At 73.7% G+C, this 24,445-nt stretch carries 24 protein-coding genes; 16 read left to right on the top strand and 8 right to left on the bottom strand.

Annotation, left to right across the window (positions count from 1 at the left end; genetic code table 11):
- The first annotated feature begins 2 nt into the window (after nucleotides 1–2).
- The 5 genes from AC07FK_RS07780 to AC07FK_RS07760 all read left to right on the top strand — a co-directional run bounded on the left by AC07FK_RS07780 (nucleotide 3) and on the right by AC07FK_RS07760 (nucleotide 3,526).
- Complete coding sequence (locus AC07FK_RS07780) at nucleotides 3–314, top strand: hypothetical protein (protein WP_479103492.1); 312 nt, start codon at nucleotides 3–5, stop codon at nucleotides 312–314.
- Nucleotides 315–469: 155 nt separating this feature from the next.
- Nucleotides 470–871 (top strand): DUF4234 domain-containing protein, encoded by a 402-nt coding sequence (locus AC07FK_RS07775; RefSeq protein WP_479103491.1) that lies wholly within the window; start codon nucleotides 470–472, stop codon nucleotides 869–871.
- A gap of 650 nt (nucleotides 872–1,521) precedes the next feature.
- Nucleotides 1,522–2,445, top strand: a complete 924-nt coding sequence (locus AC07FK_RS07770; RefSeq protein ID WP_479103489.1) for a MurR/RpiR family transcriptional regulator — start codon at nucleotides 1,522–1,524, stop codon at nucleotides 2,443–2,445.
- A gap of 339 nt (nucleotides 2,446–2,784) precedes the next feature.
- The gene (locus tag AC07FK_RS07765) at nucleotides 2,785–3,183 is read left to right on the top strand and encodes a hypothetical protein (protein ID WP_479103487.1); all 399 of its coding nucleotides are present in this window, start codon (nucleotides 2,785–2,787) and stop codon (nucleotides 3,181–3,183) included.
- A gap of 115 nt (nucleotides 3,184–3,298) precedes the next feature.
- Entirely contained in the window at nucleotides 3,299–3,526 is a 228-nt protein-coding gene (locus AC07FK_RS07760) for a DUF2277 domain-containing protein (protein ID WP_479103486.1), read from the top strand.
- Nucleotides 3,527–3,530: 4 nt separating this feature from the next.
- Here the strand turns inward: AC07FK_RS07760 and AC07FK_RS07755 are convergent, their stop codons facing one another.
- From AC07FK_RS07755 to AC07FK_RS07740, 4 genes are all read right to left on the bottom strand, one after another.
- Complete coding sequence (locus tag AC07FK_RS07755; RefSeq protein WP_479103485.1) at nucleotides 3,531–4,181, bottom strand: DedA family protein; 651 nt, start codon at nucleotides 4,179–4,181, stop codon at nucleotides 3,531–3,533.
- A 228-nt stretch (nucleotides 4,182–4,409) separates the two neighbouring features.
- Nucleotides 4,410–6,326 (bottom strand): FAD/NAD(P)-binding protein, encoded by a 1,917-nt coding sequence (locus AC07FK_RS07750; RefSeq protein WP_479103483.1) that lies wholly within the window; start codon nucleotides 6,324–6,326, stop codon nucleotides 4,410–4,412.
- Between the two features lie 313 nt (nucleotides 6,327–6,639).
- The gene (locus AC07FK_RS07745; protein WP_479103481.1) at nucleotides 6,640–8,337 is read right to left on the bottom strand and encodes an alkaline phosphatase D family protein; all 1,698 of its coding nucleotides are present in this window, start codon (nucleotides 8,335–8,337) and stop codon (nucleotides 6,640–6,642) included.
- Nucleotides 8,338–8,436: 99 nt separating this feature from the next.
- A complete protein-coding gene (locus AC07FK_RS07740; protein WP_479103479.1) occupies nucleotides 8,437–9,093 on the bottom strand; it encodes an HNH endonuclease family protein in 657 nt (218 codons plus the stop codon).
- 221 nt (nucleotides 9,094–9,314) lie between these two features.
- Here AC07FK_RS07740 and AC07FK_RS07735 point away from each other — a divergent pair, with 221 nt between their 5' ends.
- Together AC07FK_RS07735 and AC07FK_RS07730 are read left to right on the top strand one after the other, a co-directional pair.
- Entirely contained in the window at nucleotides 9,315–10,148 is an 834-nt protein-coding gene (locus AC07FK_RS07735; protein ID WP_479103477.1) for an ABC transporter permease, read from the top strand.
- Nucleotides 10,149–10,404: 256 nt separating this feature from the next.
- The gene (locus tag AC07FK_RS07730) at nucleotides 10,405–10,986 is read left to right on the top strand and encodes a TMEM165/GDT1 family protein (protein ID WP_479103476.1); all 582 of its coding nucleotides are present in this window, start codon (nucleotides 10,405–10,407) and stop codon (nucleotides 10,984–10,986) included.
- Nucleotides 10,987–11,025: 39 nt separating this feature from the next.
- On the opposite strand, the gene AC07FK_RS07725 is transcribed toward AC07FK_RS07730, so the two are convergent.
- Complete coding sequence (locus AC07FK_RS07725) at nucleotides 11,026–11,691, bottom strand: HAD-IA family hydrolase (RefSeq protein WP_479103474.1); 666 nt, start codon at nucleotides 11,689–11,691, stop codon at nucleotides 11,026–11,028.
- 124 nt (nucleotides 11,692–11,815) lie between these two features.
- On the bottom strand, nucleotides 11,816–12,796 hold the full coding sequence (locus AC07FK_RS07720; protein ID WP_479103472.1) for a peptidoglycan-binding domain-containing protein: 981 nt from the start codon (nucleotides 12,794–12,796) through the stop codon (nucleotides 11,816–11,818).
- A gap of 144 nt (nucleotides 12,797–12,940) precedes the next feature.
- On the opposite strand from AC07FK_RS07720, the gene AC07FK_RS07715 reads away from it, so the two are divergent.
- The gene (locus AC07FK_RS07715) at nucleotides 12,941–15,004 is read left to right on the top strand and encodes an MDR family MFS transporter (RefSeq protein ID WP_479103471.1); all 2,064 of its coding nucleotides are present in this window, start codon (nucleotides 12,941–12,943) and stop codon (nucleotides 15,002–15,004) included.
- 92 nt (nucleotides 15,005–15,096) lie between these two features.
- Here the strand turns inward: AC07FK_RS07715 and AC07FK_RS07710 are convergent, their stop codons facing one another.
- On the bottom strand, nucleotides 15,097–15,573 hold the full coding sequence (locus tag AC07FK_RS07710; protein WP_479103469.1) for a GNAT family N-acetyltransferase: 477 nt from the start codon (nucleotides 15,571–15,573) through the stop codon (nucleotides 15,097–15,099).
- A gap of 99 nt (nucleotides 15,574–15,672) precedes the next feature.
- On the opposite strand from AC07FK_RS07710, the gene AC07FK_RS07705 reads away from it, so the two are divergent.
- Nucleotides 15,673–16,314 (top strand): hypothetical protein, encoded by a 642-nt coding sequence (locus AC07FK_RS07705; protein ID WP_479103467.1) that lies wholly within the window; start codon nucleotides 15,673–15,675, stop codon nucleotides 16,312–16,314.
- Nucleotides 16,311–16,946: a hypothetical protein gene (locus tag AC07FK_RS07700; protein ID WP_479103466.1), complete on the top strand. Its 636-nt coding sequence runs from the start codon at nucleotides 16,311–16,313 to the stop codon at nucleotides 16,944–16,946. The genes AC07FK_RS07705 and AC07FK_RS07700 overlap by 4 nt, the downstream gene beginning before the upstream one ends.
- Nucleotides 16,947–16,973: 27 nt before the next feature.
- Here the strand turns inward: AC07FK_RS07700 and AC07FK_RS07695 are convergent, their stop codons facing one another.
- Complete coding sequence (locus tag AC07FK_RS07695; protein ID WP_479103464.1) at nucleotides 16,974–17,309, bottom strand: antibiotic biosynthesis monooxygenase family protein; 336 nt, start codon at nucleotides 17,307–17,309, stop codon at nucleotides 16,974–16,976.
- A gap of 284 nt (nucleotides 17,310–17,593) precedes the next feature.
- Between AC07FK_RS07695 and AC07FK_RS07690 the strand changes: the two genes are divergently transcribed.
- The 6 genes from AC07FK_RS07690 to AC07FK_RS07665 all read left to right on the top strand — a co-directional run bounded on the left by AC07FK_RS07690 (nucleotide 17,594) and on the right by AC07FK_RS07665 (nucleotide 24,400).
- On the top strand, nucleotides 17,594–19,627 hold the full coding sequence (locus AC07FK_RS07690) for a bifunctional glycosyltransferase 87/phosphatase PAP2 family protein (protein ID WP_479103936.1): 2,034 nt from the start codon (nucleotides 17,594–17,596) through the stop codon (nucleotides 19,625–19,627).
- Between the two features lie 256 nt (nucleotides 19,628–19,883).
- Entirely contained in the window at nucleotides 19,884–21,629 is a 1,746-nt protein-coding gene (locus AC07FK_RS07685; RefSeq protein WP_479103463.1) for an ATP-binding protein, read from the top strand.
- A gap of 120 nt (nucleotides 21,630–21,749) precedes the next feature.
- On the top strand, nucleotides 21,750–22,169 hold the full coding sequence (locus AC07FK_RS07680; protein WP_479103934.1) for a roadblock/LC7 domain-containing protein: 420 nt from the start codon (nucleotides 21,750–21,752) through the stop codon (nucleotides 22,167–22,169).
- Nucleotides 22,166–22,528, top strand: coding sequence for a DUF742 domain-containing protein (locus tag AC07FK_RS07675; protein WP_479103461.1), 363 nt, complete (start codon nucleotides 22,166–22,168; stop codon nucleotides 22,526–22,528). Before AC07FK_RS07680 ends, AC07FK_RS07675 begins: the two co-directional genes overlap by 4 nt.
- On the top strand, nucleotides 22,509–23,135 hold the full coding sequence (locus AC07FK_RS07670) for a GTP-binding protein (RefSeq protein ID WP_479103459.1): 627 nt from the start codon (nucleotides 22,509–22,511) through the stop codon (nucleotides 23,133–23,135). The genes AC07FK_RS07675 and AC07FK_RS07670 overlap by 20 nt, the downstream gene beginning before the upstream one ends.
- Nucleotides 23,132–24,400 carry a cytochrome P450 gene (locus AC07FK_RS07665; RefSeq protein ID WP_479103458.1) on the top strand — a complete coding sequence of 423 codons (1,269 nt, stop codon included), beginning with the start codon at nucleotides 23,132–23,134 and terminating at the stop codon, nucleotides 24,398–24,400. Before AC07FK_RS07670 ends, AC07FK_RS07665 begins: the two co-directional genes overlap by 4 nt.
- The last annotated feature ends 45 nt before the right edge of the window (nucleotides 24,401–24,445 follow it).

The following is a 24,445-nucleotide window of genomic DNA, read 5'->3' as shown; positions in this document are numbered from 1 at the left end:
TTATGTCAGGCACGACGCTGTGGATCCTCCTCGGTTTCGCTGTGCTGTGCACCGCGCTGTGGATTCTCGCTCCGCTGCCTCTGCGGCGGATGCCGCACGGCGACGTCAGGGAGATGCGGCGGCGCCATGAGCTCAGGCGGGTGCTGACGGAGACCTCGGGCTGCCGGCCCGCGGCCGACGGCGTGCCGTGGGGCGCACCGGCGGGTGTGGCCCCGGAAGCGCTCAACTGCCCACCGGACACCGTGTGCCGGGCCTGCGGCAGCCGGCCGCACGCCCCGGCGGACGCTCCGGCGCGGTTCGTCCCCTGCTGGTGAGTTCACCGGCTTCCGGACGCCGGGGAAGGCGTCGGCCGTCGTCCGGAAACGGTCGGTCGTGCGTGGCGCGCGTGATGCCGAGGACCGTGCTGCACTGGAGGAGAGGGACGTACTCCACTGGATACAGGGACCACCGAATGCACGGGAGGTGCGTCGTGGCTGGTCGCGCCGGTAAGTACCGCAATATCTTTCTTGTCTGGCTGGTCTGGCCGCTTATCACGTTGGGCGTCTATCACCTGGTCTGGTACTACAAAGTGAACCGCGAGGCCCGCGATCTCGACGACCGGATCGACGTGAACCCGGCCGGGGCCGTTCTGGCCGTCACTCTCGGCTGGCTGGTGATCGTCCCGCCCTTCGTGTCGGTCTACAACACCGGTCAGCGCATCGCCCGTATGCAGCGTTCGGCCGGAATGCAGCCCAACTGCAGCCCCGTGGTCGGGCTGATTCTCATGATTGTCGCCGGGCTGTACTCGCTCTATTACCAGCACGAGTTGAACCAGATCTGGGCCCACTACAGGGACCCGGCCGAGGGTGAGCAGGTCCCTCTCGCCGCCTGACGGGAGTGTGCGCCCCCGAGCGACCGGTCCCGGTCCGCCGTGCTCCGGGCCGGACGGCGGTGCGCCTTCCGCCGGCGTTGTGCGTCCCGTGACCCTGGAGACGACCGCACGACAGCCGGGACCAGGGGTGGGGATCATGGCTCGTACGCAGTCCAGGTGTGGAGCGCCGACGGAGAAGGGCACCCGGTGCCGGCGCCTGGCGATGGTGGGCGCGTCGAGGTCCGACCTGCACCGCGGGGACTGGTCCTCGTACACCGTCCAGAGGCGCAAGGAGGCCGAGCGCGCGGCCAGGGCCCGCCGGGGCCGCGCTTGACGGGGGCGTGCCTGGGGGGAGCGGGTGCCGGTACGGGGGCAGGGGGGCCGGGCCGGGCGGGCGCCGGAGGCGGCGCTCGTCCGACTCCGCGCAGCGACCGCGGGCAGGCGGTCCCGTCCCGGATCACCTGGCCGCCGCAGGCCAAGGCGGCGGCGGGCGGCCGTCGCGGTGTCGGCGGCGTCGCACCGAGCACCGTGACGAGCGCCTCGCGTTCCATGATCGCCTCCGCCGGGATTCTCCGCCGCGCCCACCCGGTGCGGCAGGCGATCGACGCCGACGGCCCCGCCCGGGGAGTGGGCTATGTTGAGCGTCTGTGGGACGAGAGGGAGGCACGCCGGTGCCATCTAGGCAGCAGGCACGCGCGCAGGCGTCCGCGATCACGCCGGGCAGGCGGGCTCCCGACACGGAGGCGTCCCCCAGGGACCGCGTCCGGGCGCTCTTCGGCGGCCACCGGCTGTCGCCCGCGCAGCGGCGTATCGCCCAGTACATCGTCGACCACCTCACCGAGGCCGCGTTCCTGTCGATCACGGACCTGGCGGAGCGCGTGGGGGTCAGCCAGCCCTCGGTGACGCGGTTCGCGTCCTCCCTCGGCTTCAGCGGGTTCCCCGCCCTGCGGGAGGCCCTGCAGCCCATCGCGCTCAGTTCCGTCGCCGTGTCCCCCGAAGTGCGGGAGGAGGTGCGCCGCAACGAGCTCCAGGCGGCCGTCGACGCCGAGATCGAGAACCTGGAGAGCCTGCGGCGTACGCTCGCCGACCCCGGCCGGGTGCTCGACGTCGGCCGTGAGCTGGCCCGTTCGGTGCCTCTGACGGTCCTCGGCCTGCGGATCTCCGTCTCGTTGGCGGAGTACTTCGCCTACGCGGCGCGGCGGATCCATCCCGACGTACGGCTGGTCACCCGTGGTGGCAGCGTCGCGTTCGACGCGCTGCTCCAGTCGCGGGAGGCGGGCGGCACCTGGGTGGTGGCGTTCGCGATGCCCCGGCACGCCAACGAGACCCTGGCGGCGATGCAGGCCGCCCGCAGCACGGGGCTGCGCGTCGCGCTGATCACCGATCTGAGCCTCGGGTCGCTCGTCGACGAGGCCGACGTGGTCCTGACCGCCGGCACCGGGTCCCGCCTCGTCTTCGACTCCTACTCGGCGCCCGGGGTCATGTCCGCCGCCGTTCTGCAGGCCATGGCCGACGCCGATCCCGTACGCACGCAGTCGCGTCTCGAGGGGTACGAGCAGGTCGCCGAGCAGCACGACTTCTTCCTGGAGGACTAGCTCCCGCCCTCGCCGCCGCGTGAGCAGCCCCCTTGTCGCCGGTTACTCAGCGCGCTCTTTCACACCACGCAGGGTATGAATTTTTTCATACCCTTGCGTACTCGGCGGTATATATGTTTACTTCGAGTGGCCTCAAAGGCCCTCGTGCATCACACAACTGGACATTCACGGGCGGCGCGCTCCTCCTCACGCCGCTCTCGGGTGTTCCCGGCACTCCGCTTTCCTCGGCGGAGGGCCCCCCTTGGCGGTCCCGGTCTACCCCTGGGCCGGGACCGCCACATACGTCCGCGGCACCCCGCGACCACCAGAGCCGTCCCACCACCCGCCGGAGCGACGACGATGTCTCCCACCCTCACCACGACCAGCCCGGACTGGCCCTGTCAGGTCAAGACCCCGGGCAGTCACGACTGGGAGCGCACGGCGGCCCGGTGGCTGCGGGATCTGCTGCCGGCCCGTTACGCCGGTTATTCGACGCTCACGCGCCACCCCGTCCTGCTCGCCCGCCACGCTCAGCTCCAGGTCGAGCACGAGATCCGCGCGGTGCGGGTCGCGCTGCGGACCTGCCGGGCGGAGCTGCCGACCGTCGGCGTCTCGGAGGCGGTCATCGAGGGCACCATCAAGCTGTACGCCGTCGAACTGGAGCAGCTCAACCGCCTCGCCCGCGCCGTCCGGCTCATCACCGAAGCGCTCCTCGCGGACAGCGGCGCCGGCAGCGGCCGCGGACGGCCCGGCCGCTGAGCGGATTCCCGCCGGCGCCCGCCACGGCATCCCGCCCGTCACGGCTTTCCGCCCGTCACGGCTTCCACCCGTGACGGCCGTGCGCGGGACGGGGATCCGGGGATACGGTCGAAGCATGTGCCGCAGCATCAAGACGCTCCGTCCCCCCGTTCTCCCCGAAGAGGCCACCGACGAGGACATCCACGCGGCTGCCCTGCAGTACGTGCGCAAGGTCTCCGGGTTCCGGGCGCCCGCCGCCCACAACCGCGAGGTCTTCGACCGGGCCGTCGACGAAGTGGCCGAGGCGACCCGCACGCTCCTCGACGGACTCGAAGTGCGAGGAGCGGGCAAGGCGGCCGGGTAGCCGGCTAGAGCGCCGCGGGGGATTCCGCCGGCGCCCCTGCCGGGACCGGGCGGCGTACGAACAGGGCCGCCAGCGAGCCCGCCGCGAACAGCGCCAGCAGCGAGACCGCCGCGCCCAGCCAGGACGCGCCCAGCCACTGCCCGCCCAGGTAGCCGAGGCCCACGCTGTATCCGGCCCACGCCACGCCCGCCAGGGCCGACCACGGCAGGAACTCCTTCACCTTGCGGTGTGCGGCGCCCGCGCCCAGGGAGACCACGGAGCGGCCCGCCGGAGCGAACCGGGCGATGACGACCAGGACGCCGCCGCCGCGGCTGAGCGCGGTGCCGAGTCGTTCCTGCGCGGTGGTCAGACGGCGCGAGCGGGCGATGGCCCGGTCGAGACGGTCGCCGCCGCGCCAGGCCAGCCGGTACGCCGCGAAGTCACCCAGTACGGAGGCGGTCGTCGCGCACGCGAGCAGCGCGAGGATGTCGGGCACCTGGTGCGCCACCTGGCCCGCCGCCGCGACGGTCGTGGTGCCGGCGGCGGCCGCGGTGGCGGCCGTGATCACCAGGACCCCGCTGGGAAGGACCGGCAGGAAAACGTCCATGACCACACAGAACGCGACCACCGCGTAGATCCATGGGCTGCCGGTCAGCGCCCCCACACTTTCGAACAACGTGACTCCCCGGTTCGTGACAACGCCGCGACGTCGCAGGGGAGCGGCAGGGGCGGCTGTACAGCCATACAGCGTACGCCTGCCATATCGGGGGAGATCGTCAGGGTCGCGACGATGTTGGACATGTCACGTTCAGGGTGCGGACGGGAATACGCCGTCGCGCCGGACGGACAACACGCCGCGAAGACGGCCGCCCCGTCCGTCCGCCACCCCCTGCGCCAGCGCCGCTCAGCCCGGTGTCCGGTGCGACGGCGGGGAGCTGAGGACCGCCGGTGTGCCGGCCGTCGCCGCCGCCCGCAGCGCCGCGCGCGCCACCGCGTCCGCGTCGGTCAGCGTCACCGAGTCGACCCCGGGCCTGGCGCCCGCCGCCGTCACCCAGTGCACGCCCTCGGTGGGCACTCCGAACGCGAACCGCCGCGGGTGCGCCCTTCCCTGACCGTCCACCAGATGGTACGGGCGGCGGGTGACGTCGAGGCCGCCCGTCTCGTACCCGTCGACCGTGTGGGGCCGGCACTCGCCGGTCTTCAGCAGGCGGGCGAGGAGTTCGTCCGCGGTGCGCCGCAGGTCGGGCTCCGGCAGCCGGGCCTCCACGAGGGTCGTGGCCTCGACCCGGGAGCCGGCGATGTCGGGGGACCGGGCGGCGAAGGCGCCGCCGGCCGCTTCCACCGTCATGCGCGGGCCCACCACGTCCAGTACGCCCGCCTCGATCAGCGCCGTCATCTCCTCGATCCGGCGGCGCGGCGGGCCGATGGAGAGGAAGGCGTTCAGCGGCGTGTACCAGCGGTCGAGGTGGTCGCGGCGCGAGGCTCCCGGCAGGCCGGCGTGGTCGACGATCTGCCGCAACTCGTTGCGCAGGTCGCGCAGTACGTCGAGGGCCGCCTTGCGCGGACCCGCGACATTGCCGAGCGCCGCGTGCGCCGCGTCCCGCCGCAGGTGGCGCAGCAGCCAGGCGCGGTGGTCGGCAGGGTTGCGGAAGGTGTGACCGGCGTACGGGCGGGCGGTCAGGTCCCAGCACCAGCGTTCGTCGTGCGGTACGCCGAACTCGGCGAGCACCTCCGCCTCCTGGGCGCTGCGGTGCCCCGTGGCGAGGAACCGGGCGCGGAAAGCGGTACCCCGCGCGGCGGCGCCGAGCAGCACCTCGTAGTAGACGGTCTCCACTTCCTTGGCGACCAGCGGCCATATCTCCGCCAGGAAGTCGGGCGGGTCGCCCGCGTCCGCGCGGGCGCGGAAGGCGGCTGTGACGCGGGGGGTGAGGAGCAGGGGCTCGTGCCTGCCGTACGGGCCCTTGGCGTTGTCGCCGCGCGCCTGGTGCGGTACGCCGCGCCGCGACCCGGCGTACAGGCGCGGCTCGCGGCCCGACGGGTGGTAGACGAGACCGCCGCCCGGAGCGCGGGTGAACGTTCCGCCGCGCCCGGCCGTCAGCAGCGCCATGTGGTCGAAGAAGTTGAGACCGAGGCCGCGCAGCAGGACCGGCTCACCGGGGGCGAGACCGGAGAGATCGAGGTCGGCCGGGTTCGCGGGCGGCAGGTGGCGCAGGCCGTGGCGGGCGGCGTACGCGGCGAGGTGCGACGCGGACGGGTCCTCGTGCACCGGCAGATGGCCCTGGGCGAGGACGACCGCGCCGAGGCCGGTGAGCGTCTCGCCGTTGTCGAGGGTGAGGGCCTGGGGGGAGCCCGGGCCGCCGGAGGAGTCCTGGAGGCTCACCGCCCGGGCCGCGTGTACCTGCACGGTGACCGACTCCGGGGCGCCGCGCACCACCTGGCGGAAGACCCACTCCAGGTACCGGCCGTAGCAGGCGCGGGTGGGGTAGTCGTCGGGGCCGAGCGCCGCCTCGCCGCGCGCGGTTCCGCCGCCCCCGGAGGCGGCCCACTCGTACAGGCTCGGGCCCCGGCGTATCGGGCCCTCGCAGGCGACGCTCGCGTCGGTGAAGAGCGTGACCTGGGAGGCGACCGTGTTCATCAGCAGTTCGGAAGGCTGTCCGGTACGCCAGACCTGTCCCGCTCCCGGCGGCGCCGGATCGACGACGTGCACGGTCAGCCTGGTGTCCGGAGCCAGCGCGGGCACGGAGGCGCAGAGCCGTTCGAGCACGCTGGTGCCGCGGGGGCCGGCGCCCACGACGGCGAGGGCTTGGTGCACTGCGGACAAAGCGGTGACTCCCGGGGCGAGCGTGGCGTGGGGGGCGCTGGAAGCGGAGGGTCCGCATCATCATGCCGGTGGGGTGAGGCAAGTCATAACCCTGTCACGCGGGATCCCCGCCGCTGTGGGGAGGATCACGGCGCGGGCGCGCGAGGGCCGCGGGGAGCGGCCGGGGGCGAGGCCGCGCGGGCGTTGCCCCCGCTCCCCGGGACGGCCGGGGGCCGGTGACGCGGAAGCACGCGCCGCGGCCCGCCCCGCGCCGCCGGCGCCGCACTCACCGCCCGCCCCTCGCCGCCGGGCGCGCGGTCATGGCCCCGTCCGCTCAACGCCGCGCCGCCCGGTCGGCGTTCACGTCCGCGAGTTCCCGCTCCAGTACGGTCGTGAGCCCCGCGCGCCCGCCCTTGCGCGCCCGCGCCTGGTCCAGTCGCAGGACCGCCGACCGGCCCCGCAGCGTCAACGTCATCAACTGGTTGCCGAACCACGGCCCCGACGTCTTCCGCCAGCCGATGCGCGGCTTCCCGAGCCGGCCGTGCCGCGCCAGGAAGCGGCCGAGGCGGCGGCCCGTCCGGCTCCATCCGAAGCGGAAGCCCAGCCGTATCGAGGCGGGAATGCTGTTGTGCACGGGGGAGCAGGTCAGCTGGGCCACCCGCGCCGACGGGCTCCTCCCGTCGTGCCAGTCCGGTTCGGCGACGTACGCGTGGTGCACGTCGCCGGACAGCACGCACACCGTCGCCGGCGCCGAGGGGCCCGAGCCCGCCTCGGCGACGAGGTCCGTGAGCTGGTCGAACGACGCCGGGAACGCCGCCCAGTGCTCCAGGTCGGACCTGCGGCGCAGGCCCTCCCCGAAGCGCGCCCAGCGCCCGCCGGGCCCGCCCCGCTCGCCCCGGCACAGCGCCGCGTTCCAGCCCTCCGCGTCGTGGACGAGCGGCGGCAGCAGCCACGGCAGCGACGTCCCGATCAGCAGGTGGTCGTACGAGCCCGGGTCGTCCAGCGCCTGTTCGCGCAGCCACCGCGCCTCGGCCTCGTCGAGCATCGCGCGCCGGTCCTCCGCCAGCACGCGGGCCGCCCGCGTGTCCACCATCAGCACCCGCACCCGCCCGAAGTCGCGCCGGTAGCTCCAGCGCACGCACGCCGGCTCGGAATCGGCCCGCGCCGCGAACGCGCGCAGGCTGTCCGTGCCGTCGGGGGAGGCCCGTACGGCCGCGTAGAGCTCGTCCGCCGCCAGTTCGGCCGGTGAGAGGTTGCCCAGGTGCTGGTAGACCCAGTACGACATCAGGCCGCTGAGGATCCGCTCGCGCCACCACGGCGTGGCGCGCATCCGCTCCACCCACGACGCGCTGGTGTTCCAGTCGTCTATCACGTCGTGGTCGTCGAAGATCATGCAGCTGGGGACGGTGGAGAGCAGCCAGCGCACCTCAGGGTCCAGCCAGGATTCGTAGTACAGCCGGGTGTACTCCTCGTAGTCCGCGACCTCGGCGCCCGGCGGCTCGCGCAGATCGCGCCGGGCCGCGAGCCAGGTCCGCGTCGCCTGCGAGGTCTCGTCGGCGTACACTTGGTCGCCGAGCAGCAGCAGTACGTCGGGACGCCGCGCCGAGGGGTCCGCCGCGAGACCCGCCGCGAGCGTGTCCAGGGCGTCCGGGCCCACGGGGTCGTGCTCGCCCTCGGCCGGAGCGGCCCAGCGGCACGAACCGAAGGAGACGCGCACCTCCTCGGCGGGCCCGGCGGGCGTGCGGATGGTGCTCGGCGGGAAGGGGGAGCCCTCCAGGGGCCACACCCGCCGCCCGTCGAGCAGCACCTCGTACGCCGTCTGCGAGCCGGGGCGCAGCCCGGTCACGGTGATCAGCGCGTAGTGGTGCCCGGCGATCTGGAACGTACCGGACGAACCGCCCGCACCGCCCGCGCCGTCGTCGCACCGCACCTCCGCCGTGCAGGGCCGGTCCGTCTCGATCCAGACGGTCGCCGTGTCACCGGCGTCGCGGTCGACGTACCGCAGCAGTGGTCCCAGCCGAAGCCCGGCCATAAGTCGTCCTCCTCAGTCGCCCCGAAGGGTACGGAACGCCGGGGGAGGACGGGTGGGTTTCTGCGTTCCCGTTCCTGGTCAGCGGTTTCCCGGGCCCGGTCAGCAGGTGTTGAGGACGCCCTGGAGCGCGCTCTTCTCGGCGGAGTCCACGGTCAGGTTCCAGTGGTGCTTCACGTGCACCCACATCCGCGCGTACGTGCAGCGGTAGGCGGTGCGCGACGGCATCCACTCCGCCGGGTCCAGGTCGCTCTTGGCCTGGTTCACGTTGTCGGTGACGGTGATGAGCTGCGGGCGGGTCAGGTCGTTGGCGAAAGCCTGCCGCTGGGACGTCGTCCAGCCGCTCGCGCCGGAGCGCCAGGCCTCGGCGAGCGCCACGACGTGGTCGATGTCGAGGTCGGAGGCGGCCGTCCAGGTGGCGCCGTCGTATTCGGAGTACCAACTTCCGCCGACGGCGGCGCAGCTGGAGTCCTGCTGGACGTTGGTGCCGTCCCGCTTGAGGACGACCTCGCGGGTGTTGCACGCCCCCGACTGGGTGATCCAGTGCGGGAACTTGTCGCGGCTGTACCCGGTCGACGAGCCCTCGGCCCGTTCGGTCAGCTGGCCCAGGTACGTGCGGGCGGTGGCCGCGCTCACGGGGGTGGGCGGGGACGCCTGGGCCGTGGGGGCGGTGAGCAGGACGCTCGTGCCGGCGAGGGCGGCGGACGCGGCGAAGACGGCTATGCGGCGCCCTGCTCGACGCGCGTAGACACCAGACATGGGGAACTCCCTTGTTGTGGGGGGACCGGCCGGGACCGGGGTCGGGCGGGTACGCGGGCGAGGTAGGACGCACCGGTACCGCCCGTCGCCGGGCTCGGTCAGCTTGGCGGCGCCGGGTTACCGGTGGGTGGGCGCCGGGTAACAGCGTGACGACATGAGCACGTCACATCAAGACGTACTGACGTTCCGACACCGTTCCTCCACGGGCCTAGGGTTGACCGGTGACCGCCCTGCCGGCGACGGCCCTCGCCACCGACGCCCACGTCCTGCTGCCCGTCGACTCGACGCTCGCGGCGGTGCTCGCCGTACTGCTCGCGGTCGCGGTCACGGTGGTCGCCTGGGCGCGCCTGTCCGACGACGGGTCGCGCCGCCGGGCCCGCTCGGTGGCCGCCGCCGGCGTGCGGGCCGCCGTCCAGCTCGTCGCCGTGTCGCTCCTGATCGGCTGGGTCGTACGCTCCGGATGGCTGCTGCTCGCGTTCCTTCTCTTGATGTACGCCGTCGCCGTGCGCACCGCCGGACGCCGCGTCACCCCCAACGCCACCTGGTGGTGGGCCGCCCCACCGATCGCCGCCGGGGTCTTCCCGGTCGTCGCCGCGCTCGTGCTCACCGGGCTCGTACCGGTCGACGGCATCGCGCTCGTCCCCGTCGCCGGCATCCTCATCGGCGGCGCGCTCACCGCGACGGTGCTGGCCGGCAGGCGTGCCCTCGACGAGCTGGGACTGCGGCGCGGGGAGGTGGAGGCGGGCATGGCGATCGGCCTCCTGGACCGCGACGCCAGGCTGGAGGTCGCCCGCCCCGCCGCCTCGGACGCGCTGCTGCCCGGCCTCGACCAGACCAGGACGGTGGGCCTGGTCACCCTGCCGGGCGCCTTCGTCGGCATGCTGCTGGGCGGGGCGTCCCCGCTGCTCGCCGGGATGGTGCAGCTGTTCGTCCTGGTCGCGCTGCTCGCGGTGCAGGCGGTCGCGGTCGCGACGGTGCTGGAACTGGTGGCGCGGGGGCGGCTGCACCGGGACGAGCCGCAGGCGGCGGCGGGGCAGGGGGACGAAGGGCCCTGACCGGGACCGGAACGGGTCGCGTACCCTGTTCGGAGCAGAAGGGGAGTAGCTCTTCGCCGGACCGTCGACATACTGCTGAGCACGCCTCAGCCGGCGCCCGGAGGCGGACGGGGACCCATCAGGACCCCGGCCCGCCAGCGAGACCTTCGGCCGCAGTGTTGTTGTCTTTCACGACGCTGCCGTGCCGAAGCGACCCCTGATTCACGCAGGTTTCTCTCGGCGCGGGCAGCCCGACCGATTGAGGAACCCCACCCCCGTGATCAGTTTCACCATCCTGGCGATCACCTTCGGCACCGTCTTCCTCGCCGAGCTCCCCGACAAGACCGCCCTGGCCGGTCTCATGCTCGGCACCCGCTACCGCGCGTCGTACGTCTTCGCCGGCGTCGCCGCCGCCTTCGCCGTGCACGTGGCCCTCGCCATCGCGGCGGGCAGCGTGCTGACCCTGCTGCCGCACCGTCTGGTGCAGGCGGTCGTGGGTGTCCTCTTCCTCGCCGGCGCGCTGGTCCTGCTCTTCAAGAAGGACGACGAGGAGGAGGAGATCAAGGCCCCCGCCGACCAGTCGTTCTGGAAGGTCTCGGGCGCGGGCTTCATGCTCATCCTGGTCGCGGAGTTCGGCGACCTCACCCAGATCATGACGGCCACCCTGGCGGCCCGCTACGACGACCCGGTGTCGGTGGGCATCGGCGCGGTGCTGGCCCTGTGGGCGGTCGCGGGCATCGGCATCGTGGGCGGCCGCACCCTCATGAAGTACGTGCCGCTGGCCCTGATCACGAAGGTCGCGGCGGCGCTGATGCTGGCCCTGGCGGCGTTCAGCCTGTACGAGGCCGTGACCGGCTGACCGCGGGCGCCCGCCCCGTCGGGGCGGGCACGTCCGCGCTCAGGCGGTGATGTGCAGGTTCAGCGTGCCGTCGGGCAGGGCCTCGACCCGTACCCGCGTGAGGTCGTCCACGTGCGCCGTCGGGCTGTGGACGGCCGCGCGCGGCCCCACGCCCACCACGCGCATGCCGGCCGCCCGGCCCGCCGCGATGCCCGCCTGCGAGTCCTCGAACACGACGCAGTCGGCCGGGTCGTGGCCGAGCTCCGCCGCGCCCTTGAGGAACCCCTCGGGGTCGGGCTTGCTCGCGCCCACCAGCTCGGCCGTGACGCGCGTGACCGGCATCGGCAGCCCGGCGGCCGTCATACGGGCCTGCGCCAGCGCCTCGTTCGCCGAGGTGACGAGGGCGTGCGGCAGGCCGGAGAGGGCCGCCATGAAGGCGGGGGCGCCGGGGACCGGTACGACGCCGTCGACGTCGGCGGTCTCCTGGGCGAGGAGCTCGCGGTTGTCGGCGTAATTGCGCTCGACGGGGCGGTCCGGCAGGAGCACGGCCATGGTGGCGTAGCCCTGGCGGCCGTGCACGACCTTGAGCGCCGCTTCCGGGTCCAGGCCGTGTGCGTCGGCCCAGCGCCGCCAGACGCGCTCCACGACGGCGTCGGAATCGACCAGCGTGCCGTCCATGTCCAGGAGGAGCGCGCGGGCGTGCAGAACAGTGGCGGGGGCCGGCATCGGCGTACTCCAGAGCGCGGAAGAAAAGACAAGCGGCCCCGCCCGCCGGTCAGGGAAAACGGGCGGAGGCCACTTTGTTCCTCCACGATACAAAAAGTGGGGGGCGAACGCCACCCCGCGCGTTTCAGGACGTCTCCGCCTCCAGTGCGCTGCGCGTCTGCGGTCCGTACGTGCCCGGGGCGTCGCCCTGGATGCCCCGGGACTCCTGGTACGCCCGCACGGCCTGCTCGACGCGGTCGTTGTACCGGCCGTGCCCGGGGCCGCTGTAGAACCGGGCCTGCGCCAGCCGGTCCTGCAGTTCCGCGACCTCGGAACCCCGGTCGCCCCGGCTCAGGACGGGGGCGGTCTGCGGCGGCTGCTCCGCCGGGCCGGTCGCGGGCGCTGTGGGCGCCGCGTCCGAGGCGTCGGCGTCGGGTGCCGCGCCGCGCAGCACGTCCGCCGACGGGGTCGCCGAGCGCGGGGCGCCGGCGGGAGCCGACGCCGAGACCGACGCCGAGGCCGACGCGGACGGGCCCGGGGTACCGGACGCGGCGTCCGGCTCCGGCGCCCGTGTGGGGGGCGCCTGTGACGACGCGTCCGACGCCTCGGGCGCGTCGGTCGGCGCCGGTGGCTTGGTCGGCGTGTCCGGCAGCGCGTACTCCTGCTTCTCGCGGCCGGAGAACAGCCCGCCGGCGAACGCCGCGACGCCCACGACCGCCACGGCGGCCGCGGCCACCGCGAGCCACAGCGCCGGGCCCCTGCGCCGCTCCCGGCGACGTGCGGCGCGCCCCGGCCGTACGCCGACTTCGTACAGATCGCCCCCGTCGGCTCCGTCGGCTCCGTCGCTGTACGCGTACGCGTACGCGGCGGTGTCGGTGGCATCCGGCTCAGGCCCGCCCAGCACGCCGAGCGGCATCGTCGCCGCGGCGGAACCGCCGGCCGTCGGGTAGTGGGGAGGTGTGTCGTGCTCGTGCGCCGACGGCTGCCCGTAGAGCGTCACGTACGGACGTATCCGGAGCGGATGGAAGTCCTCCGCCGCCCGCTCCGCACACCCGCAGCCGGGTCTGCCGTCCTCGGACGCGGCACCCCCGTCCGTACCGCACTCAGGACATGTGTGTCCGTTCACCGTCGGTCCCTCCCTCGAACTGCCAGCGATTATGCAGACCGGCAGACGGGAAGCCCAGCGGCCACCGGGCTCGGCAGGCCATATCGGCCCACAACGATCAGGATGGAAGGGTGCCCGACTCCCAGGGGACCCGAGGAGCAGCCCATGGCCCAGCAACCCGGCGGCGCCCCCGCCGCAGCCCCGGAGGCCGGTCCCGGCGCGGGACCGGCCGACAGCCGGCGGACCGTTCTCGTGGCGATCGGAGCCCTGCTGCTCGGCATGCTGCTCGCCGCCCTCGACCAGACCATCGTGTCCACCGCCCTGCCGACGATCGTCAGCGAACTCGGCGGCATGGAGCACCTGTCCTGGGTCGTCACGGCCTACATGCTCGCCGCGACCGCGGCCACCCCGCTGTGGGGCAAGCTCGGTGACCAGTACGGCCGCAAGAAGCTCTTCCAGGCCGCGATCGTCATCTTCCTGATCGGCTCCGCGCTCTGCGGCGTCGCGCAGAACATGTCGCAGCTCATCGGCTTCCGCGCGGTCCAGGGGCTGGGCGGCGGCGGCCTGATGGTGCTGTCCATGGCGATCGTCGGCGACCTCGTGCCGCCGCGCGAACGGGGCAAGTACCAGGGCCTGTTCGGCGCCGTGTTCGGCGCCACGAGCGTCCTCGGCCCGCTCCTCGGCGGCCTGTTCACCGAGCACCTCAGCTGGCGCTGGGTGTTCTACGTGAACCTCCCCATCGGCGTCGTCGCCCTCCTGGTGATCGCCGCCGTACTGCACATCCCGGTCGGCGCCGCCCGCCACACCATCGACTACCTCGGCACCGCCCTGATCGCCTCGGTCGCCGCCTGCCTCGTCCTCGTCGCCTCGCTGGGCGGCACCACCTGGGCCTGGGACTCGGCGCAGATCATCGGGCTGGCGGTCCTCGGGGCCCTGCTGCTCGCGTGGTTCGTCCTCGTGGAGCGCAAGGCGGCCGAGCCGGTCCTGCCGCTGAAGCTCTTCAAGCTGCGGACGTTCACCCTCGTCGCCGTCATCAGCTTCGTCGTCGGCTTCGCGATGTTCGGCGCGATGACCTACCTGCCGACGTTCCTCCAGGTGGTCCAGGGCGTCAGCCCCACCATGTCCGGCGTGCACATGCTGCCGATGGTGCTCGGCATGCTGATCACCTCGACCGCCTCCGGCCAGATCGTCAGCCGTACGGGCCGCTGGAAGGTCTTCCCGATCGCCGGCACGGGCATCACCGCCCTCGGACTGCTCCTCCTGCACCAGCTGACCGAGACCACCGGCACGTGGGAGATGAGCGCGTTCTTCTTCGTCTTCGGCGCCGGACTCGGTCTGGTCATGCAGGTGCTGGTGCTCGTCGCGCAGAACGCCGTCCGGTACGAGGACCTCGGCGTCGCCACCTCCGGCGCGACGTTCTTCCGCTCCATCGGGGCGTCCTTCGGCGTCGCCATCTTCGGCACGGTCTTCACCAACCGGCTGCTCGACAAACTCGACAGCGCCCTCGCGGGGGAGCAACTGCCGCCCGGCATCGGGCCCCAGCAGGTGGCGGCCGACCCGAGGGACATCGCCCTGCTGCCGCCCGACCTGCGGGCCCCGGTGCTGCACGCGTACTCCACCTCCATCACCGACGTCTTCCTCTACGCCTCGCCCGTGGTGCTCATCGCCTTCGTGATCGCCTGGTTCCTCAAGGAGGACAGGCTGCGCAGGTCGGTGACGGCCCCCGACGCCGGCCAGACGCTGGCGTCCAACCCGGTGGAGCGTTCCTCCTACGACGAATGCGTCCGCGCCCTCTCGGTGCTCGCCACGCGCGAGGGGCGGCGCAGGGTCTACGAGCGGATCACCGAGAAGGCGGGCTACGACCTGCTGCCGGCGGCCAGTTGGCTGCTGCTGCGCATCAAACGCGCGGGCGCCGTCGAACCCGCCAGGCTCGCCGACGTCACGCCGGTGCCCCTGCGGGCCGTCAACGAGGCGTCCCGGCAGGTGGAGGAGCGCGGGCTCGCCCGGCGCGAGGGGCTGCAACTGGTGCTGACGGACAAGGGGACGGCGGTCGCCGAGCGGCTCACCGAGGCCCGCGAGGAGTCCCTGGCCGAGCTGCTCGGCGACTGGTGGGGACCCGACCGGCCGACCGATCTCATCAAACTGGTCGAGGAGCTGAGCGCCGAGGTGAGCGGCTCCGACGAGGACCGCCCCTTCACACGGCAGCCCGCGCCCGACCACCATCTGTGACCGCCGCCGGGGCCGGATGCGCGGCGGCCGTACGAGCCGTGCGAGCCGGCACCGGCTCGACCTGATCGCACGGGTCGTCCCGCCGGCGCGGCCTACAGCGACTTGGCGAACCAGTGCTCGGCGTACGGCCCCTGGTTGAACGCCGGGACCTCGGCGTACCCGTGTCTCGCGTACAGCGCGCGGGCCTCCACCAGGTCGTCGCGGGTGTCCAGCCGCACGCACCCGGCGCCCAGCTCACGGGCCGCCGCCTCCAGCGCGGCCAGCAGCAGCGCCCCGCCGCCCGTGCCCCGGAAGGCGGGGCGTACGTACACCCGCGTCAGCTCGGCGGTGTCCGGGGCGACCAGGAGGAGCCCGGCGCAGGCCGCGGCCGCGCCGTCGTGACGGCCGACGACGAACTCGCCCGTGGGCCGCGCGAGGCGCTCCGCGCCGTCGTCGGCGAGCCCCTCGTCTATCTCCCGCGCCGTCGCGGGACGCCCCCAGTAACGGCCCGCCACCTCGGCGTAGTAGTCGCGCCGCAGGGCCGTCGACTCGGGGGTGTCGTAGCGCTCGGGGGTCACGGTCCACGTCATGGTCATGTCTGTACCCCGGCCACCGGCCGTTTGGCCAAGGATTTACGGGCAACCCGCTGCGTAACAAGCCGTGACAGACAGACAACCGGGAAGGCAGCCATGTCCACAGTCTGGATCATCGCCCTGATAGCGGTGGTCGTCGTCCTCCTCGTCGCCGTGTTCCTCGTCGCCGGACCGGGCAGGGGCGGTGGCGGGCGCGGGCTGAAAAGGCGGTTCGGTCCCGAGTACGACAGGGTCGTCGCCCACCACGACGGCGACACGAAAGCGGCGGAGCGCGAGCTCGAAGCACGCGTGAAGCGGCACGGGTCGCTCGAACCGCGGCCGCTGAGCCCGGAGATCCGTGAGCAGTACGTCGCCCGCTGGGCCGCCGTGCAGGAGCAGTTCGTCGACTCCCCGCAGCGCGCCGTCGCCGAGGCCGACCGGCTGCTGGCGCGGCTCGCGGCCGACCGCGGCTTCCCGGCCGACAGCCAGTACGACGAGCAGGTCTCCGCGCTGTCCGTGCACCACGCGGACAAGGTGCAGGGCTACCGCAGGGTGCACCGCGCCGCGCACACCGACAGCAGCACGGAGCAGATGCGCGAGGCCATGCTCGACGCGCGTGAGCTCTTCGAGACGCTGGTCACCGCCAAGCCGGCGGACAACGGCCGGCATCGCCAGCAGCAGGCGGACGGCCACCGCGGCCGCTCGCACGCCCCGTGGTCGCCGGGCAGGGGCCACCACCCGAAGGGGAGTGGTGCGTGATGACGTACGACGCCGAACCGAACCGCACGAGCCCGCAGCAGCCGGCCGCGCCGCAGCAGCCGCCGCCGGTGCCCGAGCGGCGCGCGCCGCGGCAGGCGGGCCCCGGTCCGCTCCCGACGCCGGGGGAGGCCCCCGGGCAGGCGGGCCCCGGTCCGCTCCCGACGCCGGGGGAGGCCCCCGGGCAGGCGGGCCCCGGTCCGCTGCCGGCGCCGGGGGAGGCTCCTGGAGCCGCCTCCGCCGGTCCTTCCGGGACCGGCCGTCAGGGCGAGCGCACGGGTACCTCCGCCCACCTCGGATCCGCGACCGGCTCGGAGGGCTCGGCCGGTCCGGCCGGCTCCGCCGACCACGGCCGGTCCGCGGAGGCCCCGCTGTTCCCGCAGGGTGAGCGCGACAAGCTGGCCCTGCGCCTCCAGCAGGCCGTCAACACCTTCGTGGACGGCCCCCGGCACGCGGTCGAGGAGGCCGACGGCGTCTTCGAGGAGGCGGCCCGCCTCCTGACCGACGCGGTGGCCGAACGGCGCGGCTCCCTCCGCTCGGCCTGGTCGGGCAAGGACCGCGAGGCCGAGACGGAGGAACTGCGGGTGGCGCTGCGCACGTACCGCGAGGCGACGGAGCGCCTGTTGCGCATGTAGACGTACGAGCTGTGCGGGGTGAGCAGGTCAGCCGTTCCTCGGACCGGCCTGCTGGACCACCTCGAACGACCACAGCGTGGAGCCGGAGGCGGCGGGCCTGGGACGCTCGCCGCCTTCACCCGCGCCCGGGCCGCCCTGGTGGGCGGCCTTCATCGGCCCCTCCATCCACGCCTGGAACGACGCCTCGTCGGCCCACCGGGTGTAGACGAGGTACTGGTCGGTCCCGTCGACGGGCCGCAGCAGCTCGAACCACTCGAAGCCGTCGGAGTTCTCCACGGAACCGGCCCGTGCCGAGAACCGCTTCTCCAGTACCTCACGCTGCTCGGCCGGGACGGTCAGCACATTGATCTTCACGATGCTCATGCGCCCATCCTGCCGCACGCGCCGCGTGTGCCCCGCGAAGCCCTCGGTGACTTCGCCCCCGCCGCCTCCGTCGTGATCCTTTCGCGCGCGGACGCCGGGACGGGGATCGTGGAAAGGGGGATCCTCCGGCCAAAACCGGATGACAGCCAGGCGAAGCAGGGGTTGCCTGCGTCTTCCGTACGGGTCGGTGCGAGGCTCTACGCACCGTGCACGCGGGTGCAGGGAGACGTGGGGAGGGTCAGCGCGACGTGGCGAATGCGGAGCGGGGCGGCGCCGTCGGGGCGATGGGCGCCGGGAACAGGGTCGGAGCCGCACGGATAGCCCTCTGGGCGGTGGTGGCGGCACTCGGCGTACGGCAGATCGCGATGCTGCTGCGGACGCCGCCGGGTGAGCGCCTCACCGACCTGGAGACCTGGATCGGCGAAGAGGGCGTACTGCGCGTGGCGGGGTCGCTCTACGACTCCGACCGTTTCATCGGTACACCGTTCGCCGGGCTCGTCCTCAAACCACTGGCCCGCTCCGCGGAGCAGAGCCTCGGCGTCGCCTGGACCTTCGGGACGCTGCTGCTCGTCGCCGTACTGGGCATGGTCGTCGCCCGCGCCCTGCCGGGTCCCGTGTCCCGGCGCACCGCGCTCCTGGCCGCCCCGGTCGCCATCAGCCTGCTGATGCTGTCGCTGCCCGTCCGCAACACCCTGCACCTGGGCCAGACCAGCGTCATCCCGGTCCTGTTCGTGCTCCTCGGCTGCTTCCAGGCGCGCGGGGAGCGCAGCTGCGGCGTCCTCGTCGGCATCGCCGCCGCCCTCCAGCCCACGATGCTGCTGTTCGCGCCGCTCCTGTGGCTGACGGGCCGCAGACGCGCCGCGCTCACCACCGGCGCCACCTTCGCCGCCTGCTCGGCGCTGGCGTGGGCCGCGCTGCCGCACGACTCCTGGACGTACTGGGTGCACCACGTGGCCGGCGCCGGGCTGGGCGCACGGCCCGACAGCCTCGCCAACCAGTCGCTGCACGGCGCGCTGCTGCGCCTCGGGCTCGAAGGGCCGCTGGAGACGGCGCTCTTCCTGCTGCTGGGGGCGGCCGTCGCCGTACTCGGACTGCGGCGCGCCGTCCGGTACGCGCGGGACGGCCAGGTGCTGCTCGCGGTCGCCGTGACCGGCTGCGTCGCCGTGGCCGTGTCGCCGACGGCCTGGCAGCACCAGCTGCTGTGGGTGCTTCTCGCCGTGGCCGGCCGGGTCGGCAAGCGGTCGGCGGACCGGACGGTGTGGCCCGCGGCCGTCGTCCTGGTGATGACGCTGCCGGGGACGATGCTGCTGCCGAACGTGGGGCCGCTCATCCCGGTCCGCGACAACGCGCTGCTGGTGGCCGCGCTCGCGGCGGCGTGCGCGGTGCCGTTCCTGCCGCGGACCTCGCCGTACTGGCTCCGGCCCCTGCCCACCGACTGCGCGAGACCGGTCGCGGGCCGCTGGAGCAGGGTGCCGCTGCTGCCCTTCTGGCGCCGGGTCCTCAGCCGCCCGAACCTGCTCCTCGAACTGCTGCTCATCCGCGCCGCCTACTCGGTCTACTCGCAGGTGCGCACCGCCGCCGCCGGCGGCCGCGCGGCCGCCGAGGACAACGCCCGGCAGATCGTGTCGGCCGAGCGGTTCCTGCACATCGACGTCGAACACTGGATCAACCACGCGGTGGCGAAGGCGGACGGTCTCGAAGCCTTCTTCAACTTCTACTACTCCTCGTTCCACTTCCTCGTCCCGCTGGCGATCCTCGGCGTGCTCTACGCCCGCCGCCCGGCCGACTACCGCTGGGCCCGCACCTCCCTCGGCTTCGCGACCGTCCTCGCGCTGGCCGGGTTCTGGCTGTACCCGCTCGCCCCGCCGCGTCTGATGCCGGGCCTCGGCTACATCGACACGATCCACGGTCCGCAGGACCTCGCGAGCCCGGAGTACGGGGCGCTGACCGCGCTGACCAACCAGTACGCGGCGATGCCCTCCCTCCACTTCGGCTGGTCGCTGTGGTGCGGGCTGGTGGTCCTCCTGCTCGCGCCGAAACCGTGGATGAGGCTGCTCGGCCTGCTCCACCCCTTCTTCACGGTGCTGGCGATCGTCGCCACCGCCAACCACTGGGTGCTGGACGCGGTGGGCGGGGCGGCGGTGGTCGGGGCGGGCTTCGCCCTGACGTACCTGCTGGCCGGTCCCCGCGAGCTGCTTCCACCGGCGCCGGCGGAACCCGCGCCCGCGGAACCCGGGCCGGCGGAGCCCGCGCCCGCAGAGCCCGCGCCGGAGCAGCCGGTCTCCGACGCCGCGTCAGCTCCCTTTCGGGGCCGCTAGTTCCGGTTGTCGCGGCCGTCCTCTCCGCGCCGGTCCCGCGTGGTCGGAGGGCGATCCGCCGGTTCCGCCGGTACGCGAAATCGGGAGGTTCTGCGCAGCTGCCCGAGGCAAGGGTGATCCCCGCCCTGAGGTCTCACGGACGGTGGTTACCATGGCCAAGGATCAGCGGATCTTCGTCGTCAACTCACCTCCTTCCGCGACCAGATGACGGCTCCGCCGCCGTCTGCCCCCCACACACCGTCTGAGGGACTGTGCTATGACTTTGCCCGCCGCCGCCCGCCCGCGCCGCGCACCGCGGGGGCGCCCGCCCTGGGCCGTGTCGGCAGCCGGCCTGGCCGTCGCCGCGGCGGCCGGCGGCACCGTGGTGGCGGTGGCCCCGGACCAGGCGTACTCCTGGGTGCTCGGGACCGTCGTCGTCGCCGGCCTGTGCGTCGTCGCGCTCGTCGTCACCGCCGCCGTACTGGCCCGGCGTCTCGCCGCCGCCCGCCGCGCCGCCCACGACGAGCAGACCGCCCTGCGTGAGCGGGTGTCCCGCGCCACCGGGGACACCGCGCACCTCGTGAACGTCACGCTGCCGCAGATGGTGCAGCGCGTGCGCGACGGTTCGGACGCGTACGAGGCCCTGGCGTCCGCCCAGCGTCCCGCCGACCCGCAACTCGAAAGCCTCCTGCGGTTGTTCACCACCGAGCTGGCCGAAGCGGCGCGCCGCACGGCGGCGGCGGAAGCAGCCCGCGACGCCGCCGTACAGCAGCTCGGCCGGGGCGTCGACGACCTGGAGCGCCTGTCGGTCACCGCCCTGCCCGCCGCCGTCGCGGCGCTGCGCCGGGGCGCGTCCGCCGACACGGTCCTCGCCGCACTCGACATGCCGGGCGAGGGACGGCTGCGCGTGCTGCTGGAGCAGATGGTGCGGGAACTCGGCGTCAGCGAGCGCCGCGCCGCCGCCGCGCGGGCCGCGAGCGCCAAGGCGCTCGGCCGGGTGCAGGCCCGGGCCGTCAGCATGCTGGCCGACCTCCGCGAGATGCAGGACCGGCACGGCGCCGACGTGTTCAGCGACCTGCTCAGGCTGGACCACAGCACCTCGCAGCTCGGACTGCTCACCGACCGCCTCGCCATCCTGATGGGCGGCCGGGCGAGCCGGGCGTGGAACAAGCCGATCGTCATGGAGAGCATCCTGCGGGGCGCGGTCGGGCGCATCGCCGACTTCCGCCGGGTGCGGCTGCACTCCGCGAGCACCGTCGCGATCGCCGGGTTCGCCGCCGAAGGCGTCATGCACCTGCTGGCCGAACTGATGGACAACGCGGCCAACTTCTCGCCGCCCATCGACGAGGTCCACGTGTACGTGGAGGAACGCAGCGCCGGCATCGTCGTCACCATCGAGGACAGCGGTCTGCGGATGTCCGACGCGGCCATGCGCCGCGCGGTGGAAGCCGTCTCCGGCAAGTCCACCGACCTGGCGGCCCTCCAGGGCACCCGGCTCGGCCTCGCGGTCGTCGGGATCCTGGCCGCCAAGTACGGCATCTCCGTCAACTACCGGCCCTCCTCCCGGGGCGGCACCGGCGTCGTCGTCCTGCTCCCGCCGCAACTGCTGGCCCAGCAGCGCGGTCCGGTGCCGGTCTCGGCCACCGGCCAGGCGCCGGCGCAGCCGCGTACCGGCGAGCTGTCCGCCCGGACGCGTACGGCCGTACTGGAGGCCCCGGCGCCCGCCCCGGCCGCCCTGCCCGCCCCGGACGTCTCGCCCGCGCTGCCGCCGCTGCCCTCGCGCGCCGCTGCCCCGGCCGAGGGGCCCGAGGCTCTCGCCGGCCCCGACGCTTCCGCTCAGGCCGCGACCCCGGGCGGCCTGCCCGTACGGCCGCCGGGGCGCACGATGGCCGCCGCCGACCGGGGCCGCCCCGCGCCCGGGGCCGCCGACGAGCCGCCCACCCCGCCGGCACGCAACCCCGGGGCCGGTTTCGGCGCCTTCCACCAGTCCCAGCGCCGCAAGGACCCCCGCCCGCCCGGCTGAGCACCACCGTGCCCCACCCCGGCGTGCCGCCGCCCCCGCGGGCGGCCGACCCTCTCACCTGACCACCGAGATTGGAGGCACGGGCCGACCGCGCCCCGCGTCGACCGGCCCATGACCACCGTGCAGACCACCGACACCAGCCTCACCTGGCTCCTGGACAACCTCGTGGAGCACACCCCCGGCACCCGGCACGCCCTGGTGCTCTCCCGCGACGGCCTCAAGCTGTGCCGCAGCAGCAACCTCACCCTCGACCAGGCCGACCAGCTGGCCGCCATCGCCAGCGGGATGCAGTCCCTGGCCCACGGCGCGTCGGTGGAGTTCGGTGACGGCACCGGAGGCGTGAACCACCTGATGGCCGAGTTCCGCGGCGGTCTGCTCCTCATCGTGGAGGCGGGCGAGGGCGCCCACCTCGCCGTCGTCGCCGCCGACAGCGCCGACCCCGGTGTGGTCGGCCACAACATGAGCGAGATGGTCGAGCAGATCGGCGAGCACCTGCGGGCCGAACCGCGCAACCGTGCGCAGGACAGTCCGACGTCATGACCCGCCGCCCCGTCGACACCGGGTCCCCCGACCGCCTCTACACGGTGACCGGTGGCCGCAGCCACACCGCGGACACCACGGTGTTCGATCTGGTGACGCTGGTGGTCAGCGAGTGCGACCCGACACCGGGCATGCAGTCGGAGCACGTACGGATCCTCACGCTGTGCCGTCATCCCGCCGCGGTGGTGGAGATCGCCGCCGAACTGCGCATGCCCATCACCGTCGTACGGATCCTCCTGGAGGACCTGCTGGACGCCGGACGGATCACCGCCCGCCGTCCCCGGGCCGCCGCGGCCGCCGCCGACCTGCCCGAATCCGCTCTGCTGAAGGAGGTGCTGCATGGACTCCGCAATCTCTGAGGCGCCGGCCCAGGCGCCGGAGCGCACCCCGCTCGCCGACGCCGCCGACACCGGACTGAAGATCGTCATCGTCGGGGGATTCGGCGTGGGCAAGACCACGCTCGTCAGGTCGGTGAGCGAGATCCGCCCGCTGAACACCGAGGAGTACATGACGCAGGCCGGTGTCGGCGTCGACGAGACGACCGGCCTCGCCCACAAGACCACCACGACGGTGGCCTTCGACTTCGGCCGGATCAGCCTCAACGAGACGAAGGTGCTCTACCTCTTCGGCGCTCCGGGGCAGGAACGTTTCTGGTTCCTGTGGGACCGGCTGTTCTCCGGCACCCTCGGCGCGGTCGTCCTGGTCGACACCCGTCGCATGAGCGACTCCTGGTACGCCATCGACCGCCTGGAACACCACAAGACGCCCTTCGTCGTCGCCGTGAACCGGTTCGACGACGACGCCGCGTACCACTCCCTGGACGAGATCCGGCAGGCACTGGCGCTGCCCGCGCACATCCCGCTGCTCGACTGCGACGCCCGTGTGCGCAGCGACGGCAAACGCGTCCTGATCACCCTCGTCGACCACCTCTACCAGCTGGCCCTGGCCCAGGAGACCACCACATGAGCGACCCCACCGCCACCGCCTCCGGGGCGACGCCTCCGCCGGGCTGCCCCGCGCACGCGGGCGCGATCCGGCTCAGCGGCCTCCAGTACCAGCAGACCCCCGCCGAGCTGTACCGCACGCTGCGCCGCGAACACGGTGCCGTCGCGCCGGTGCTGCTGGACGGCGACGTCCCGGCCTGGCTGGTCCTCGGCTACTCCGAGGTCTCGTACGTCACCACCCACGACGAATTGTTCGCCCGCGACTCCCGGCGCTGGAACCAGTGGGACGCGATCCCGGCCGACTGGCCGCTGCTGCCGTACGTCGGCTACCAGCCCTCGGTCCTGTTCACCGAGGGCTTGGAGCACCAGCGCCGCGCCGGAGTCATCAGCGAGGCGCTGGAGGCGGTCGACCAGTTCGAGTTCGGCTACAACTGCCGGCGGATCGCCGACGAGCTCATCGACGTCTTCGCGGGCAGCGGCGAGGCCGAGCTGATGGCGGCGTACGCCCACGCCCTGCCGATGCGCGCGGCGGTCCAGATGTGCGGGATGCCGGCCCACAGCACCGACACCGACGACCTCGTCGAGGACCTGCGGATGTCCCTGGACGCGGCTGAGGGCGACGACCCGGTGGCGGCGTACGGACGTGTGGGCAAGCGCCTTCAGGAGCTCGTCGCACAGAAGCGGGCGACGCCCGGCCCGGACGTCATCTCCCGGATGCTCACGCACCCGGCGGGCCTGGCGGACGAGGAGATCGTCCAGGACCTCATCTCCATCATCGCCGCCGCCCAGCAGCCGACCGCCAACTGGATCGGCAACGCCCTGCGCCGGCTCCTCACCGACGACCGGTTCGCGCTGAACGTCTCGGGCGGGCGGCTGAGCGTCGGTCAGGCGCTCAACGAGGTCCTGTGGCTGGAGACCCCCACCCAGAACTTCATCGGCCGCTGGGCCGACCGCGACGTCCAGCTCGGCGGCCGCCACATCAAGGCCGGCGACTGCCTGGTCCTGGGCTTCGCGGCCGCCAACACCGACCCGCAGATCTGGCCCGAGGGTCACGTCGGCGCGGAGGGCAACTCCTCGCACCTGTCCTTCAGCAACGGCGAGCACCGCTGCCCCTACCCCGCTCCGCAGCTCGCCGACGTCATGGCCCGCACCGCCGTCGAAGCCCTCCTGGAGCGGCTCCCGGACGTGATGCTCGCGGTCGAGCCGGAGCAGCTGACCTGGCGGCCGTCCATCTGGATGCGCGGCCTGACCACCCTGCCGGTGTCCTTCACCCCGTCCTCCCACTGACGGGTTCGCCGCGCCGGTGACCGCCTCGGGCACGCCCGGGGTCAC

The organism is Streptomyces sp. NPDC046122, from assembly GCF_056429965.1.
This window is presented reverse-complemented; position numbering and strand designations above follow the sequence as displayed.